We start from the raw sequence: 14,628 nt of genomic DNA, 5'->3' as shown, positions 1-14,628 counted from the left end.
ATGACGTTAACGCCAAACGGCTTTGACCTCGACAATACCGGCCGCCGTATCGTCGTTGACCCGGTCACCCGGATCGAAGGGCACATGCGTTGCGAAGTGAACGTGGATGAACAGGGCGTCATCCGCAACGCTGTGTCCACCGGCACCATGTGGCGCGGGCTAGAGGTGATCCTGAAGGGTCGCGACCCACGCGACGCTTGGGCCTTTACCGAACGGATTTGTGGTGTTTGCACGGGAACGCACGCGCTGACCTCTGTTCGTGCGGTTGAGGATGCGCTGGGGATCATGATCCCGGACAACGCGAACTCCATCCGCAACATCATGCAGCTGAACTTGGAAATCCACGACCACGTTGTGCATTTCTATCACCTGCACGCGCTGGATTGGGTGAACCCGATCAACGCGCTGAAGGCGGACCCAAAGGCGACAAGCGAACTGCAACAATCCGTATCGCCCAGCCATCCGATGTCATCGCCCGGATATTTCCGCGATGTGCAAAACCGGCTAAAGAAATTTGTCGAATCCGGTCAACTGGGCCTGTTCAAAAACGGATACTGGGACAACCCCGCCTATAAACTGCCGCCCGAGGCGGATTTGATGGCCACGACCCATTATCTGGAAGCGCTGGACCTGCAAAAAGAGATCGTGAAAGTTCACACGATCTTTGGCGGTAAGAACCCGCATCCGAACTGGCTGGTTGGTGGCGTTCCCTGCCCCATCAACATGGATGGCGTCGGTTCCGTCGGCGCAATCAACATGGAGCGGCTGAACCTTGTCAGCTCCATCATCGACAAGTGCCACGAGTTCAATAAGAACGTGTACCTGCCGGACGTCGTGGCCATCGGTGGGTTCTATAAGAACTGGCTTTACGGTGGTGGCCTGTCGTCCAAAGCGTGCCTTGCCTATGGCGACATCCCAGAGAACCCGAACGATTTCTCGCCCGAACAGCTGCATCTGCCGCGCGGCGCGATCATCAACGGCAACCTCGACGAAGTACACGAAGTTGACCCGCGCGATCCAGAACAGGTTCAGGAATTCGTTGACCACTCGTGGTACACTTACGGCGAACCCGGCAAGGGCCTGCATCCGTGGGATGGCATCACCGAACCGAACTACGAACTCGGCCCCAACGCCAAAGGCACCCGCACTAATATTCTGGAGCTGGACGAGGCCGCGAAATATTCGTGGATCAAAGCCCCGCGCTGGCGTGGGCACGCGATGGAAACCGGCCCGCTGGCCCGTTACATCGTCGGGTATTCCAAAGGCCACGAAGAGATCAGCGATCAGGTGAACCGCCTGTTGCGCACGATGGATCTTCCGGTGGATGCGCTATTCTCGACCCTTGGCCGAACGGCTGCACGCGCGCTGGAAAGCGAATATTGCGGCCGCCTTCAGCGGTATTTCTTCGACAAGCTGGTCACCAACATCAAGAACGGCGACAGCACCACGGCAAACGTCGAAAAGTGGGATCCCAAGACCTGGCCGAAAGAGGCAAAGGGCGTCGGCATGACCGAAGCGCCGCGTGGTGCGCTGGGGCACTGGATCAAGATCAAAGACGGGCGCATCGAAAACTATCAATGCGTTGTTCCCACCACTTGGAATGGCAGCCCGCGCGACACCAAAGGCAATATTGGCGCGTTCGAAGCCAGCCTGATGAACACCCCGATGGAGCGCCCAGACGAGCCGGTGGAAATTCTGCGCACCCTGCACAGTTTTGACCCGTGCCTTGCGTGCTCTACCCACGTGATGTCGCCGGATGGTGACGAACTGACCCAAGTCAAAGTGCGTTGAGGGAGGACACACCATGAAAAAGACACTGATCGTATACGCAATGACCGCAGGCGCGGCGGTGGCCCACCCGGGCCACGACGCCGCCGCGCTGCAGGGTCAGGCGCATTGGCTGGGCCAAGCCGACCACATCGCCGTGGTTGCCCTTGTCGCTGCTTTGGGGGCCGTGATCGTGTATCGCCGCCCCCGCGCCATGCTTCGCCGCATCCTGCGGCTTGAATGATGGGAGGGTGTGATGACTGACACCACGCCATCCCCATTGTCCGGCGCCCATGCCGATGAACATGACATCGCTACGGCCTCGCGCCAGACCAGCGTTTATGTCTACGAGGCGCCGGTCCGCATCTGGCACTGGATTAACGCCGCGGCCATCATCGTGCTGTGTATCACCGGCTATTTCATCGGCTCTCCGCCACCGTCAATGCAGATCGCCGAGGCCAACTATCAATTTGTGTTCGGCTATATCCGCTTTGCACATTTTGCGGCAGGGCTGATCATGACCGTGGGCTTTTTGGGCCGCGCTTATTGGGCCATCTTCGGCAACCACCACGCACGGCAGATGTTCTATCTGCCGATCTTCAAGGTCGAGTGGTGGAAAGAAGTGTTTTTCGAGGTCCGCTGGTATCTGTTCCTTGAAAAGCAGCCCAAGAAATACGTGGGTCACAACCCGCTGGCTCAGCTTGCTATGTTCTGCTTCATCACGCTTGGCGTGGCGTTCATGATCGTGACGGGCCTTGCGCTTTACAGCGAAGGTTTGGGCCAAGGCAGTTGGGCGGATCTGATGTTCGGATGGGTCATCCCGGCCGTCGGTGGCAATTCAATGATGCTGCACACCATTCATCATCTTGGCATGTGGTGGATCATCATCTTCATGATCATCCACATCTATGTGGCCATTCGCGAAGACATCATGAGCCGACAGTCCATCGTTTCGACCATGATCTCGGGCTACCGGACGTTCAAGGACGACGACCCAGACTGAGGCGGGTCAAATCGCAGGTGGAAAGGCGGGCATCATTGTCCGCCTTTTTCTTGTGAAAGCTTGCTTATCAGTTGTCGACAAATTCGGACAATATGCTTCCATCGCTCAAGGCAAAGGTTTCGCAAAATCTAATTATTAGTCTTTATTATAAGATACTTAACTAAGACTTCCAAGTTTTTGGAAGAATGCTTATCGGCGACCACAAAAGGCTTATTGTCAGTTTACTGCCACATCGGAAGGGAGGGTTCCGGTGGGAAATGGCATCGAACAGAGGGGGGAACATGGCACCGAATACGCTGATCCTTGGCATTGGAAATGTGCTGTGGGCTGACGAAGGCTTTGGCGTGCGCTGTATCGAACGGCTGGCTGAAACTTGGGCATTTGACGACAATGTAAAGCTGCTGGATGGCGGCACGCAGGGGCTGTACCTGCTCCCCTTCCTAGAAGACGCTGAAATTCTGGTTGTCTTCGACGCGGTCGATTACGGCCTTGCCCCCGGCACAATGAAGGTCGTCGAAGGGGATGAGGTGCCCGCCTTTATGGGCGCGAAGAAGATGAGCCTGCACCAGACCGGGTTTCAGGATGTCATCGCCACCGCGCAACTGATGGAACAATGCCCGCCCACCCTGCTGTTGATCGGCTGCCAGCCGGTCGAACTTGAGGATTATGGCGGAGGGCTGCGCGATGCTGTTGCGGCACAAATTGACCCCGCTATCGAAATCGCGCTGAAACGCCTTGCCGATTGGGGCATCACCGCCCGCCCCGGCAAAGCCGCCGCCGCTGATCTGGCCGATGCCTCCATCATGCGTGACGCTTATGAAAACGGTCGCCCCTCTGAAGAACAGGCTTGTCGCACCGGCGATGACCGCTTTTTCCCGACCGAGGTTTAGCCAGATGTGCGTAGGCATCCCGATGCAAATCACGGCGATCAACGGGATCGCGGCCCATGCGTTGGACGGGCAGGAAACCACGTTGATCGACTTGTCGCTGACACCAGACGCCCAAGTCGGGGATTGGATTCTAACGTTCCTCGGCAGCGCCCGAGAGGTGATTTCAGCGGATCAAGCGGCAAAAATCGCGGCCGCGCTGGATGGTCTGCGCGCGCTTATGGCGGGGGGCGATTTGGGCGCGGCCTTCGCCGACCTAGAAGAAACAGGTCCACAGCTTCCGCCGCACCTTCAGGCGGCAGCGGACCAAGGCAAAACAACGGCGTGAAGGGGAACCCACATGTCCTATCTGATTGAACGACTGTCATCCGAAATGGGCTGGCCCAGTCTTGGCAACGCCAGCGACATCGCCGAATTCATCAACCGCCCCGGCGTTCACGTGCTTTTCGTCCCCGGTGACGCAAAGCGGAACCTGGAAACCAACGATGTGGCCGTCATCCTGCCCGAGCTGAAGATGACGTTTCAGGGCCAGTTCGACTGTGCCGTGGTGCAAGACAGCGCCGAGGCCGCGTTGCGCGAATCCGCTGGCGTCTGGAAAACACCCAGCCTGATTTTCTATCGCGAGGGCTCCCAGATCGGCGCGATCCCCAAAGTGCGTGATTGGGATGAATACATGGCCCGCATCATGCAAATCCTTGCCACACCAGCAGTCGCTTAACGGAGGCTTCCATGGCCAGCAATTTTCACCTTCCGCCCACCGGATACGGCCCCGGATCGCAACCCACAGACGAAGACGGCAAAGAGCTGGAATACATGCCATTGCCGCGAGACATGCGCACCTATTCGGCCCACACGCCCTATGTCGATGATCTGGAGCCGCTGACGCCCGCGCTGACCCTGCTGGCTGACGTCGCCGATGCCTGTGACGAGGCCGCCAAGACCGGTACGGTCGCGTCCTTCGACCTTGCCACGCTTGACCAAGCGAACCGCGCGTTGATTGCCGAAACCATGGGCGAAGGGGAAGTCGCGGTAAAAATTCTGTCGATCCCGGCCATCGCCGCACAGGAAAGCGTGTTTGCCGGCGTTTGGGTTTTAAAAGGCGCGGGCGTCGACCTGCTAGAGGTCGCACCGGTGCCGACCCAATCACGGACCGTGGCGTTTCACCCCAAAACGCCCGCATTGGGCGAAACGGCACCTCGCCAGCCCGGCGTCGTGAACGCACCCGCGCTGGTCGCCGAGCTGTTTGATAAATCTGCCGCGCACCACCCCGGAAAAGAGCCGCATGTGGTGAACCTGACCCTCCTTCCCCATACCGAAGAAGACTTGGTCTGGATGGATAGCGTGATGGGGGTGGGTTCGGTGACCATCCTGTCGCGCGGCTATGGCAACTGCCGCGTTCAGGCGACGGCAACGCCGCATGTCTGGCGGGTGCAGTTCTTTAACTCGATGGATACTCTGATCTTGGACACGTTCGAAGTGACGGACATGCCCGAAGTCGCCATCGCAGCGACCGAAGACCTGAGCGACAGCGGCGAACGCCTGCGCGAAGTGTTGGAGGCGATCCGATGACCACCTTCGAAGGCAGCTATCTGGGCGCGACCGATAAGATCAGCGCGGCCGCGATCATGGAATGCAAAATCTGCTGGACGCCCTATGACCCCGCCGATGGCGATGATTACCGGCAGGTACCCCCCGGCACCCCGTTCTTTGCCCTGCCCGACGACTGGTCGTGCCCCAACTGCGATGCCCCGAAAGAACAATTTCTGGTACAAGACGACCCCGGCAGCGACGCCACCCAAGAGGCCGCCGATATTGACGAACGCACCGCAAAGCTTGTCACCGACTTTCACGAGGTCTGGCACGCCAAGATGCGTGATGTGCCGTTGGTCAACAAAATGCTGCACGTCGAAGCTGTTGGATTTCAAATGCACGAAGGGCGCCCCTTGGGTGTGCTGATCTCTCCTTGGTTCATGAACCTGATCATGCTGCCAGCAAAGGGCGAAGATTGGTCAGACCTGCGCGCCGGTGCAAAAGAAGACCTGACTTTCCCGTCGGGCACCTATGAATTCATCCACAACACCCGCGAAATGGTGGGCGGCTATAAGGCGTGTTCGTTGTTTTCGCCTATGGGAGAATTCAAAACTCAGATGCAGGCAACCGATGTCGCCCGCGCGGTGATGGCCGCCCTGTTCGACGAAGGAAACGTGGCTGAAACGGACCGATCAGCCGACATCCGCGCCACGCGCGAGGCAGAGCTGGAGGCCATTGCCGAAGCCGAGGCAGCGCGAGACGACCAGGCAATCGACCCAACCCCAACGCGGCGCGCCGTCATCACCGGCGGCCTTGCCCAACCGGACGAGGAACAGGCCTGAACCATGCTGGACCGGCCACCACATACCCCAAACCCAACCGGCCTTGTTCCGGTGGTGGGGGCTGCATTGCCGATTGGTGATGCGTTGATCGGTGAACCGGTGGAGAAAGCGATAGAGGTTTTGCCGCTGGTCTTTAACCTGTGCCAAAGCGCTCAATCCATGGCGGTCCATATGGCGTTCGGTCGACCCTTTGACCTGCGGCTGTTGTCGGATTTGCGCATAGAGATCCTGCGCGACCATCTAATGCGGCTCTATATCACCTGGCCAAGCTTCTTTGGCGGCACAGCGCGCGCCCTTCCTCAGGGGTGGGCAGAAGGCGGAAACGACCTGGCCCACGCTGTATTTGGCGCCGACACCCCACCGGAAACGTCCCACGATTTCGCCGCCTTTCTACGGGGCGACACTCCCGCGGCAAGCGCCCTGCGCCACATCCGATCTGCCTTTGCACCGCATGAGGCTGCGACGAATATTTTGCCCCCTGTCACCGACGACACGGCATTTCGCAAAGATGCCTGTGAAAATTCCGTCGCGGCGCGCCATCGCGAACATCCCGTTATGCAAGCCATAGAGGACACGCTGGGGCGTGGGCCACTTTGGCGCGCGACGGCGCGGCTCTATGATATTGCGGCGTGTATCGGCGGGTCCCTTCCCCCCGCTGTCCGCCCATCGCAGGGCCGCGCCATTGTTACAGCCGCGCGCGGGGCCTATGCGGTCTCGGCCGCGACCTCGGGCGGGAATGTCACCGCGTTTCGCCGGATAACGCCAACCGATCACCTACTGGCCCCGCACGGCATCCTTGCGCAATCGCTGTCATCCTTGCGACCAGAAAACCATGGCCTTGCCCCGCTGATGCTCGATATCCTTGACCCGTGCAGCCCCGTAGAGCTGCGGGAGGTTGCGAATGCATGAAATGTCGCTTTGCGAAGGCATCAGGACAGTAATCGAAGATCAGGCCCGCACGCATGATTTCGCGCGCGTCAGCCGACTTAGGGTCGAAATCGGGCGTTTCGCCGGGGTCGAGAAAAAGGCGCTGGCCTTCGCATTTGACGTGGTCATGCGCGGCAGCCCCGCCGAGGGCGCAGAGTTAGAGATGATCGACCTTCCCGGTCGGGCGATGTGCTACGACTGTATGAAAGAGGTAGAGATCGACGACCGACTGTCCCCCTGCCCCGACTGCGGGGGTGGCAAGCTGATGCCCCAAGGCGGCGATGAAATGCGGATCAAAGATATGGAGGTGGCGTAATGTGCACGGTTTGTGGATGCGGTGACGCAAAACTGGAAGATCACGGACACGGGGCGCAAGGCCACCACCACCATCATCACCATCATGGCGATATTCACTTTGGCCATGGCCCCGCCGGCGTCGAAGTGCCGGGGATGACCCAAGAGCGGCTGATCGAAATCGAAACCGGTATTCTGGCCAAGAATGATCGTTATGCCGATGCCAACCGCGCCACCTTGGCCGGGCTGAACGCTTTTGCGCTGAACCTTGTGTCGTCGCCCGGTTCGGGAAAAACCACCCTGTTGTGCAAAACGATCGAGGCGCTTGGCGACACCCCCCTTGCCGTGATCGAAGGGGATCAGCAAACCAGCAACGACGCCGACCGCATCCGTGCCACGGGGGCCAAGGCGGTGCAGGTGAACACCGGAAAGGGATGCCACCTTGATGGCCACATGGTTGGCCACGCGATGGAACATCTGGGCATTGCGCAAAACAGCCTGTTGTTCATCGAAAACGTCGGCAACCTTGTCTGCCCAGCGTCGTTCGATCTGGGCGAAGACTGCAAAGTCGCGATCCTTTCAGTGACCGAGGGCGAAGATAAACCGCTAAAGTACCCCGACATGTTCACTGCCAGCCGTATCGCGCTGTTGAACAAGGTTGATCTGGCCCCCCACTGCGATGTCGATCTGGACCTTTACGAACAAAACCTGCGCCGCGTGAACCCCGGCATCGAGGTTCTGCGCGTTTCCGCCCGCACCGGCGAAGGGATGGGCGCATGGGTCGGCTGGCTGCGCCAAAACCTTTCCGCGAAACCCGGTGTGAAAGCGGCAGAGTAACCATGACCTCCCCCACCCTTCCCACGATCCTTTTGGTCGATGATGAAGAGCATTCGCTGTCCTCTATGCGGATGGCGCTGGAAGATGACTTTGACTGCCTAACCGCTAGCAACGCCGACGAAGCGTGGGCGTTGTTAGACGACAACTATGTTCAGGTCATCTTTTGCGATCAACGCATGCCCGGCAAAACTGGCGTCACCTTCCTGACCGATGTGCGCGAACGCTGGCCCGACATCGTGCGCATCATCATTACCGGTTATACCGAAGCCAATGACATGGTCGCCGCGATCAATGACGCCGGAATCTATCAGTTCCTAACCAAGCCATGGCACCCTGATCAGCTGTTGCTTGCCGCACGAAATGCGGTGCGTTTGTTCCAGCTGTCGCGCGATCACGAACGGATGTCGCTAGAAATGCGATACCTGGGCGACACGGTCGAATCCAAGGTCGAAAAACGCCGCCGTGCATTGCGCGAAGGGTTGGGTTTTGAAAACGTCCTGCGGGCGCCGAATTCACCGCTGAACGCCGTCGTTGAAACCGCCCGCCAATACGCCAGCTTCGATGTGCCGACCTTGTTGGTGGGCGAAGCGGGCACAGGCAAAACCGCGATGGCGCGGGCGATGCATTACACCTCGCTTCGCTCTGATAGGCCGTTTTACGAAATCAACTGTGTCGGCCTGCCCGAGACATTGCTTGAGGTGGAACTGTTCGGTGCCAAACGTGGGGTTTTGCCCGGCGTTGCGACTAACAAGATCGGGCTGGTGCAAAAGGCAGATCGCGGCACCCTATTCTTGAACGGCGTCGACAGCTTGTCACCCCGCATGCAGATCGCCCTGCTGCGGCTGGTGCGCGAAGGCGCGTATCAAACGGTGGGCGGGCATGAAACGCTTAACTCCTCGGTTCGGTTGCTGACGGGCAGCCACCGCGACCTGCGCACCGAAGTAGCCGAGGGGCGCTTTCGCAGTGACCTTTATTTCGCCTTCTCTGTCGCGGAGATTACCGTGCCGCCTCTGCGCGCACGGCCCGGCGACATCGCGGTGATTGCGCAGCATATGCTGTTCGATGCGGCCTCGGCCCATGGGAAGCCGGTGCACGGCATTGACGACCCCGCACTGGAGTTTCTGGAAGGGTACGATTGGCCCGGCAACCTGCGCGAGCTAGAGAACGAAGTGACTAGGATGCTGATCTTTGCCCAAGATCGCGTACTGGGGCCCGACCTGATTTCCCGCCACATCCTTCAGGCCATTCCGTCCGACGCCGGTGCCGACCGATCCGCCGATGATGCCATCGCCAGCGAAGGCACGTTGAAAGACCGGGTCGAGCTGATGGAGATGCGCATCCTGCGCGAAACACTGACCCGCATGAAATGGAACAAAAGCCGCGCCGCCGCCGAACTGGGCCTAAGCCGCGTTGGCCTGCGGGCCAAGCTTGAACGCTATGGCGTTACGCCACCCCGAAAATCAGCCAATTCCAACGAGGAGGAATAGCCATGTGCCTTGGTATCCCCGGCCAGATCGTCGAAATCACCGACCCGGCCCGCCTGATGGCGATGGCTGATGTGTCGGGCGTGCGGCGCGAGGTGAACATCGCCTGCATCGCCGATGGCCCCTTGGAAAGCCTGATCGGGGAATGGGCGTTGATCCACGTCGGTTTCGCGATGAGCCGCATTGACGAAGACGAAGCCGCCAAAACGCTGGAAGCGCTGCGGGGCTTGGGCGAAGCGCAGGAAACGCTGGAAGCCATGGCCGCTGGCGACGCCGCATTGGAGGGACGGGCATGAAATACGTAGAAGAGTTCCGCGACCCCAAGGCGGCCAAGGGCGTATTGGCCGCCATCGCGCAGGTTACCAATGAAATCGGCGCGACCCGTGAAAAACCCGTACACATCATGGAAATCTGCGGCGGGCACACCCATGCAATCTTTCGCTACGGTCTGGACAAGCTGACACCGGAAGGCATCGAATTCATCCACGGCCCCGGTTGCCCGGTCTGCGTCCTGCCGATGAGCCGCGTTGACGAATGCGTCGAACTTGCCGAACGCCCCGAAGTGATTTTCACCACCTTCGGCGATGCGATGCGGGTTCCCGGCACGCGAAAATCCCTGATGCAGGCAAAGGCGGATGGCGCGGATATTCGGATGGTCTATTCCCCATTGGACGCGCTGGAACTGGCCCGCCGTAACCCGGATCGCGAGGTGGTGTTCTTCGGCCTTGGCTTTGAAACCACCACGCCGTCGACCGCTTTGTCGATCCAACAGGCCGCGGCCGAGGGGCTGACCAACTTCACCGTCTTCTGCAACCACATCACCGTGCCCCCGCCCATCAAGGCACTGCTGGATGATCCGCATATGGTGCTGGACGGGTTCGTCGGGCCGGGCCACGTGAGTATGGTGATCGGCATTCACCCCTATGACTTCATCGCGCGCGACTATGGCAAACCCATCGTCGTGGCCGGGTTTGAACCGTTGGACCTATTGCAATCCGTCCTGATGGTGCTGGAACAAATCCGCGATGGCCGCGCCGAGGTCGAAAACCAATACGCCCGCATCGTGCCCGACAACGGCAACCCTGTATCAATCGCCGCAATCGATGAGGTGTACGAGGCCCGCCCAAGTTTCGAATGGCGCGGTCTGGGAGAGATCGACGCAAGTGGCCTGCGCATTCGCCCGAAATACGCCGCCTTCGACGCCGAAGAAAAGTTCGGGATCGGGTATGGCGGCGGGCAAATCCGCAGCGTGCAGGAACCCGATGGCTGCGCCTGTGGGCAGGTTATGACTGGGCGTATCAAACCCGTCGCCTGTCCGCAGTTCGGCACGGGCTGCACACCCGAAATGCCGTTGGGTGCGCTGATGGTCAGTTCCGAAGGGGCCTGTGCCGCGTATTACCAGTACGGCGGCGCACGCAGCCCGGAGCCCGCAGAATGAACATGGCCAAACCCATCACGCGCCTTCGCGACGAACGCGTCACACTGGCTCACGGCGGCGGCGGCAAGGCAATGCGCGACCTGATCACCGAGGTGTTCACCGATGTCTTCGCCCCACCCGGCGACGAAGATCAGGCCCGCCTGACCCATCCCGCAATCACAGAACCCGGTGCGCAGCTTGCCTTTACCACCGACAGCTTTGTCGTCACCCCGGTGGAATTTCCCGGCGGCGATATCGGCAAGATCGCTGTTTGCGGCACGGTGAACGATCTGGTGGTCGGCGGTGCCCGGCCTCTGTGGCTTTCCGCGTCGTTCATCATCGAAGAAGGGTGCGAGGTTGCCCTGCTGCGCCGCATCGTCGCCTCGATGAAGGTCGAGGCAGACAAGGCAGGCGTTCAAATCGTAACCGGTGACACCAAGGTGGTTGGCAAAGGGTCGGCCGATAAGGTGTTTGTCACGACGTCGGGTGTTGGCGTCATACCCGCCGGTCGGCATTTGGCGGCGGATCAGGTTAGACCCGGAGATGTGGCCATCGTGAACGGTGTGCTGGGCGATCACGGCGCGGCCATTTTGGCGGCGCGGGGTGATATGGCCCTATCTGCGGATATTCAGTCAGACTGTCAGGGGCTGGGTCATTTGATCGAAGCGGCGCTTAAGGCCGCCCCCGGTATTCGCGCCGCGCGGGATGCCACACGCGGCGGCGTTGCGTCGGCCCTGAACGAAATCGCAGACGCGGCTGGGGTCGCGATTGAAATTGACGAAACCGCCCTTCCCCTGCGCCCAGAAGTACGCGGAATGTGCGAAATTTTGGGGTTGGACCCGCTGTATTTGGCCAACGAAGGCACGCTAGTTCTATTCGCTCCGCCGGATCAGGCCGATGCCGCAATCGCCGCTATGCGCGCGACAGACGCGGGGCGCGATGCGGTTGCCATCGGAACGGTCGGTAAAGGTCGTGCGGGGCTGGTGACGATGCGCACACTCTTTGGCGGGTCGCGCGTGGTTGACATGCTTGTCGGAGAGCAGCTGCCGCGAATTTGCTAGCGATATTACTGCGCGCTTGCGTTCATAACTGCACTTTTTGCGGCATCCCAAATCCCGGCCAGTTCGCCCAGTTCGGCACGCATCTGTACGCTTTCGTCAGCTTTGCCTTGGGTTTCCAAATCTCGCAGTTTGCGACTTAAATCAACGGCACCGAAAACCGCCGCAGACCCGGCTGTTTTATGGATCGCGGCGATAAGTTCTGCGTCGTCGGCATCACCAGCCCAAGGACCGGTCAGTCTGACGATTGCATCATCCGTTTCGCTAATAAACGCCTTTACCAGCGTCTCCATCGTGTCCTGCCCGATGTCGTTACGCAGGGCTTGAAACAGCCCCATATCCAAGCCGCCTGACATGCCACCTCCTGATGGTTCATAGTTGCTGTTGCCGGCGTCCATATAGTTATCACAGACCCGGTCTATCGTACGCCGAAGCGTTCCCTGCGAAATCGGTTTCACAAGCGAATCGTCCATACCGGCTGCGGTGAAACGGGCGATGTCATCAGGCAGCGCATGAGCCGTAAGCGCAACGATAGGAACATCCTTTGACAAGGCCTCACTGCTCCGGATGCGGCGGGTGGCCTCTACGCCATCCATCCGCGGCATGCTGATATCCATCAGGATCAGATCGAACCGCTTGGTCATGGCCGCGCCGACACCTTCGTCGCCATCATGGGCTTCGGAAACGGTGTGCCCCTGCTTTTCAAGCATCTCGCGGACAACCATTCGGTTGATCCGGTTGTCTTCAACAACCAGCACGCTTAGGGGCCGCGCGGTCTTAGTTTTGGGTGAGTCATGCCCATCAGGAACATTATCGAGCATGGAACGTTCGTACCGCGAGGTTGGAACGGAAAGCGGCAACCGAAGCCAGAACAGGCTTCCTTCGCCCAGTTCACTGACGACGCCCATTTCGCCGCCCATCGCCGCAGCCATGCGCCGGGAAATGCCAAGGCCAAGCCCCGTTCCGCCAGTTTCGCGCACGTAAGACGTGTCCAGTGTTACGAAGTCGTCGAAAACCCGGCTTAGATCTTCGTCAGCAATGCCAATTCCGGTGTCCTGCACGCGGAATTCGACCACGTCATCGTCATGCAGTTGTTCTACTTCGATCGTGATCGACCCGTTCCGGGTGAACTTCACCGCGTTACCAACAAGGTTCAACAGAATCTGGCGCAACCGACGCGGATCGCCGATGGCCATGTGCAGGTTTTCAGAGTGGTTCTGCGCCTCAAGCGTATTTCCCGCCGCCTTAGCAAGACTAAGCTGCCCGTTGACGATCTCCTCTAGCAAGCTGTCCATATCGAACGGCACCTGCTGGATTTCGACCTTGCCCGCATCCAAACGCGAAATATCAAGAACGTCGTTTACATGGTGCAGCAACAGCTTGCCCGACGTACCCATGATTTCCAGATACTCTTGCTGGCGCGTCGTCAATTCGGTCCCTTCAAGCAGTTCCATCGTTCCCAACAAACCATTCAGCGGCGTGCGCATTTCATGGCTCATCACGGCCAACAGTTCTGCCTTGGCTTTTTCACCGGCCAGTGCGTTATCGCGCGCCTCCATCAGCTCTTGTTCAGCAGTAATCCGGTCGGAAATATCGCGCAGGAACGACACAAAAATTTCGCCCGAACTGCTTTGCGCTGTCGAGATTGAAAACTCGGACGGGAACAGGGTTCCATCTTTGCGCTGCGCATCCAGTTGGATAAGACCTTGGCCGACGACGCGTTTTTCGCCCGTCTCGCGGTATCGCTGCATCCCGCTTTCATGGCCAGCGCGCATTGATTCAGGAACAATCAGTTCTGACAGGTTGGCACCCACAGCTTCGTCCGCTGTGTAACCAAAGATACGCTCTGCCGCCCCGTTGAATTCCAGCACGCGGCCCATGCGATTGATCACAACAATCCCATCAAGTGACGTAGAAACAACCGCCTCTAGGCGGGACGTTGTCATTTGGTTTTCGGTCGCGCGCTCTTGGCTGATGCGATTCACCCGAAGCAGGAAAAGGATCAGAATCGACAAGGCCACAACAAGGCCAATGGTGATCGCGGCGACGTGGCGCAAAGTTTTCACCACATCCACCCGTTGAAGATCGGCACCTGTCGCGAAAACCTCGACCCCGCGGAGGGAGATTGCGCGCACTGGTTCGTGCAGGGCACCGATTTCTTGCGTCATGCCTGGCAACGAAGCGGAAAGAAGGCCGTCGGGCCCATCAATCAGAACGATGTTGCGATCGAAAAAGTCACCGACCCTTTCAAGCGCATCATGCACCAAAGGCTCCCCACGTAAGCGCTTATAAAGCGGACTTGTTCGCAGGATATCGACGCGGCTGTAAAAAACATCAAACCGTTTACGAATGGAACGAAGGTCAGAACTCGCCTCCGCATCCGCCCTTAAAACAGCCGCGTCCAGGGCATACAATTCCACCTCCATCTGGGACAGGTTCCACTGGATATTGTCGGAGTTCGCGACAGCCAACGCATCAATGTTATTTCGCACCTCTACGCTGAGCACAAAGATTGTGGTCGCACACATTGCAAACGCAAGCATGACAACGCTGTACTTCAATAGGTGCGAAATCGCATTGAT

Annotated in this window: 16 protein-coding genes; 15 read left to right on the top strand and 1 reads right to left on the bottom strand. The window is 59.1% G+C overall.

The features are described 5' to 3' along the window. The 15 genes from COL8621_RS00205 (at nucleotide 1) to hypE (ending at nucleotide 12,049) form a co-directional block, all read left to right on the top strand. Nucleotides 1-1,791: a nickel-dependent hydrogenase large subunit gene (locus COL8621_RS00205; RefSeq protein ID WP_093965096.1), complete on the top strand. Its 1,791-nt coding sequence runs from the start codon at nucleotides 1-3 to the stop codon at nucleotides 1,789-1,791. Nucleotides 1,792-1,804: 13 nt separating this feature from the next. Continuing rightward, on the top strand, nucleotides 1,805-2,011 hold the full coding sequence (locus COL8621_RS00200; protein WP_093965094.1) for a hypothetical protein: 207 nt from the start codon (nucleotides 1,805-1,807) through the stop codon (nucleotides 2,009-2,011). 12 nt (nucleotides 2,012-2,023) lie between these two features. Beyond that, nucleotides 2,024-2,770, top strand: coding sequence for a Ni/Fe-hydrogenase, b-type cytochrome subunit (gene cybH / locus COL8621_RS00195; RefSeq protein WP_093965091.1), 747 nt, complete (start codon nucleotides 2,024-2,026; stop codon nucleotides 2,768-2,770). Nucleotides 2,771-3,051: 281 nt separating this feature from the next. Continuing rightward, nucleotides 3,052-3,660 (top strand): HyaD/HybD family hydrogenase maturation endopeptidase, encoded by a 609-nt coding sequence (locus tag COL8621_RS00190; RefSeq protein ID WP_093965089.1) that lies wholly within the window; start codon nucleotides 3,052-3,054, stop codon nucleotides 3,658-3,660. A gap of 4 nt (nucleotides 3,661-3,664) precedes the next feature. After that, entirely contained in the window at nucleotides 3,665-3,985 is a 321-nt protein-coding gene (locus COL8621_RS00185) for a HypC/HybG/HupF family hydrogenase formation chaperone (protein ID WP_093965086.1), read from the top strand. A gap of 12 nt (nucleotides 3,986-3,997) precedes the next feature. Beyond that, complete coding sequence (locus tag COL8621_RS00180) at nucleotides 3,998-4,375, top strand: thioredoxin domain-containing protein (protein WP_093965085.1); 378 nt, start codon at nucleotides 3,998-4,000, stop codon at nucleotides 4,373-4,375. A gap of 11 nt (nucleotides 4,376-4,386) precedes the next feature. Continuing rightward, nucleotides 4,387-5,226 (top strand): hydrogenase expression/formation protein, encoded by an 840-nt coding sequence (locus COL8621_RS00175; RefSeq protein WP_093965084.1) that lies wholly within the window; start codon nucleotides 4,387-4,389, stop codon nucleotides 5,224-5,226. Further along, nucleotides 5,223-6,029, top strand: coding sequence for a [NiFe]-hydrogenase assembly chaperone HybE (locus COL8621_RS00170; protein ID WP_093965081.1), 807 nt, complete (start codon nucleotides 5,223-5,225; stop codon nucleotides 6,027-6,029). The genes COL8621_RS00175 and COL8621_RS00170 overlap by 4 nt, the downstream gene beginning before the upstream one ends. Nucleotides 6,030-6,032: 3 nt before the next feature. Next, nucleotides 6,033-6,938: a hydrogenase expression/formation protein HupK gene (locus COL8621_RS00165; protein ID WP_235823649.1), complete on the top strand. Its 906-nt coding sequence runs from the start codon at nucleotides 6,033-6,035 to the stop codon at nucleotides 6,936-6,938. Beyond that, nucleotides 6,931-7,272, top strand: coding sequence for a hydrogenase maturation nickel metallochaperone HypA (gene hypA, locus COL8621_RS00160; RefSeq protein WP_093965078.1), 342 nt, complete (start codon nucleotides 6,931-6,933; stop codon nucleotides 7,270-7,272). Before COL8621_RS00165 ends, hypA begins: the two co-directional genes overlap by 8 nt. Continuing rightward, the gene (gene hypB / locus COL8621_RS00155; RefSeq protein WP_093965076.1) at nucleotides 7,272-8,087 is read left to right on the top strand and encodes a hydrogenase nickel incorporation protein HypB; all 816 of its coding nucleotides are present in this window, start codon (nucleotides 7,272-7,274) and stop codon (nucleotides 8,085-8,087) included. Before hypA ends, hypB begins: the two co-directional genes overlap by 1 nt. Nucleotides 8,088-8,089: 2 nt before the next feature. Beyond that, the gene (locus COL8621_RS00150) at nucleotides 8,090-9,574 is read left to right on the top strand and encodes a sigma-54-dependent transcriptional regulator (RefSeq protein WP_093965073.1); all 1,485 of its coding nucleotides are present in this window, start codon (nucleotides 8,090-8,092) and stop codon (nucleotides 9,572-9,574) included. Between the two features lie 2 nt (nucleotides 9,575-9,576). Then, complete coding sequence (locus COL8621_RS00145; RefSeq protein ID WP_093965070.1) at nucleotides 9,577-9,867, top strand: HypC/HybG/HupF family hydrogenase formation chaperone; 291 nt, start codon at nucleotides 9,577-9,579, stop codon at nucleotides 9,865-9,867. After that, nucleotides 9,864-11,009, top strand: coding sequence for a hydrogenase formation protein HypD (gene hypD, locus COL8621_RS00140; protein ID WP_093965068.1), 1,146 nt, complete (start codon nucleotides 9,864-9,866; stop codon nucleotides 11,007-11,009). Before COL8621_RS00145 ends, hypD begins: the two co-directional genes overlap by 4 nt. Continuing rightward, nucleotides 11,006-12,049: a hydrogenase expression/formation protein HypE gene (gene hypE / locus COL8621_RS00135; RefSeq protein WP_093965065.1), complete on the top strand. Its 1,044-nt coding sequence runs from the start codon at nucleotides 11,006-11,008 to the stop codon at nucleotides 12,047-12,049. The genes hypD and hypE overlap by 4 nt, the downstream gene beginning before the upstream one ends. 5 nt (nucleotides 12,050-12,054) lie before the next feature. Here the strand turns inward: hypE and COL8621_RS00130 are convergent, their stop codons facing one another. Then, nucleotides 12,055-14,589 carry a hybrid sensor histidine kinase/response regulator gene (locus tag COL8621_RS00130; protein WP_093965062.1) on the bottom strand — a complete coding sequence of 845 codons (2,535 nt, stop codon included), beginning with the start codon at nucleotides 14,587-14,589 and terminating at the stop codon, nucleotides 12,055-12,057. Nucleotides 14,590-14,628 lie beyond the last annotated feature (39 nt).

The organism is Actibacterium lipolyticum, from assembly GCF_900184935.1.
In the GTDB taxonomy this organism is placed as follows: Bacteria; Pseudomonadota; Alphaproteobacteria; order Rhodobacterales; family Rhodobacteraceae; genus Actibacterium_A; species Actibacterium_A lipolyticum.
This window is presented reverse-complemented; position numbering and strand designations above follow the sequence as displayed.